Source organism: uncultured Candidatus Kuenenia sp. (genome assembly GCF_900696675.1).
Lineage (GTDB): Bacteria > Planctomycetota > Brocadiia > Brocadiales > Brocadiaceae > Kuenenia > Kuenenia stuttgartiensis_A.
Genome location: NZ_CAADGZ010000253.1, coordinates 1 through 1,815, shown reverse-complemented (window position 1 = coordinate 1,815; position 1,815 = coordinate 1). Strand labels below are relative to the sequence as shown.

Annotated in this window: 1 protein-coding gene; it reads right to left on the bottom strand. The window is 42.8% G+C overall.

Translation table 11 applies throughout. From position 1 onward, the window contains the following. Nucleotides 1-211: 211 nt before the first annotated feature. Nucleotides 212-1,222, bottom strand: a complete 1,011-nt coding sequence (tsaD, locus tag QZT26_RS17460; protein WP_070065844.1) for a tRNA (adenosine(37)-N6)-threonylcarbamoyltransferase complex transferase subunit TsaD — start codon at nt 1,220-1,222, stop codon at nt 212-214. Nucleotides 1,223-1,815: the final 593 nt, after the last annotated feature.

Sequence of the window (1,815 nt, the reverse complement as noted above, 5' to 3'; positions counted from 1 at the left end):
CCTCGCTTCCCTTATTCTACGCCCTAAGTTTAACATCTACTCACTATACTTTCAACCCTTCATGCAGATACTTTCAACCTCCTTTACCACGTATTTCAAGGCTTACAGCGTTTTCGTTCAGACACTAAGTATGAAAGCAATTGCCAGAAGGTTCAATGAATTTCATAAATCTTTTTGTCTGTTAAATAAATGTATGAATAAAAACCAGGACTCACGAAGGATTGGCTTCCATGCGCAGGTCTGAAATATTGCCTTCTGAATATTTCCAATAAGCTAGTCCCGCCACCATAGCGGCGTTGTCAGTACAAAGTTCTCTGGAAGGACAATACACGGGTAAACGTATTTCGCGCGATATTTCCTGGAATTTTTCCCTCAACCGTGAATTTGCCGCAACCCCTCCGCCAATTAATATGCTCCGGGCGTGATGTATTTTTGATGCAGCCACTGTTTTATGAACAAGCACATCAATAACTGCTTCCTGAAAACTTGCGGATATGTCGGCAATATCCATGGTGTTTTTTAATGATGTTTGTGACCGATTTTGGTCCTGTCCCTTAACATGATATAATACAGCAGTTTTCAGTCCGCTAAAACTAAAATCGAGGGAATCTTTCCCCAGATATGCCCTTGGGAATGGTATCGCTTTGCGGTTGCCTTGTTTTGCCAATTGGTCAATTACAGACCCCCCGGGATACCCAAGACCCAAAATTTTAGCCACTTTATCAAACGCCTCTCCTGCGGCGTCGTCAATGGTTTCCCCCAATACGACATGTTGCGTTTCCCTTTCCGACAAAAACAATGTGGTATGTCCCCCTGAAACAACAAGACTTACCGCAGGGTAGGGAATTGCATCATGCTCCAGATTGTTTGCGTATATGTGGGCATGCAGATGATGAACGGCAATGAGGGGAATGTTGAACGCCATGCTTAACGTCTTTGCCGCAGTGACGCCAATTAACAGCGAGCCAATTAATCCCGGAGAATTTACCACGGCAATGGCATCGATATCGGTACATTTTACCTCTGCTTCCGTAATGGCACAGTGAATAATTCCGATAATGGATTCAAGATGCGCACGGCATGCAATTTCAGGTACTACGCCACCGAACGGACGGTGAAGTTTGTCCTGGGAGAAAATTACATTCGATACGATTTCCCTGCCATTTCTCACTATTGCAACAGACGTCTCGTCACACGAGGTTTCGATTCCAAGAATAAGCATTTTACAAAAAAAGGGTAACAGTTCAGATTTTTGAAAAAGTCAGGAAACATAAAAAAACAATGCAGCCCCCGCCAGTGATGATTTGTTTGTAGCCCAATAAAATTCAATGCTGTTATGACATTGTGTTCTGCTGCAAACAGGTTGCTCCTTCAGAGCTTATAGCCTGGCAAGGTTGGGTTGAGGCAAGAAACCCGATCTAATTTAATGTAACACTTTAGTTTTTTGAAAAATGTACTACCTATAAGCTCCGTAGGAGCAGCCTGTTTGTAGCAAAATAGGATATTATAACAGAGATTAGCTCTGTTACGAGCGACCTGTCTTTTGTAAATCCATATAAACAGGTCTACCTGAATACGGACAGGCCGCTCCTACGGAGCTATTTACCTTATTGAATTTTATTGCGCTACAACGGATGTTCACCCCAAGTCAAAAAACAAAAGTGCCGTAAAAGCCTTATATTTATTGACTTTTACGCCGAACAGCAAGCTTTTTTCTAGTGACTACCCGTATGTTCCGGCTTGGCAATACTTCTGGCAACTTTATCTGTAATGCCTCTAATAATTCATGTGATTGTTGCCGCGGACGCGGGATCT

Bases quoted from the DNA above. Each gene is read 5' to 3' on its own strand.
- tsaD (WP_070065844.1), bottom strand. From the start codon at position 1,222: ATGCTTATTCTTGGAATCGAAACCTCGTGTGACGAGACGTCTGTTGCA.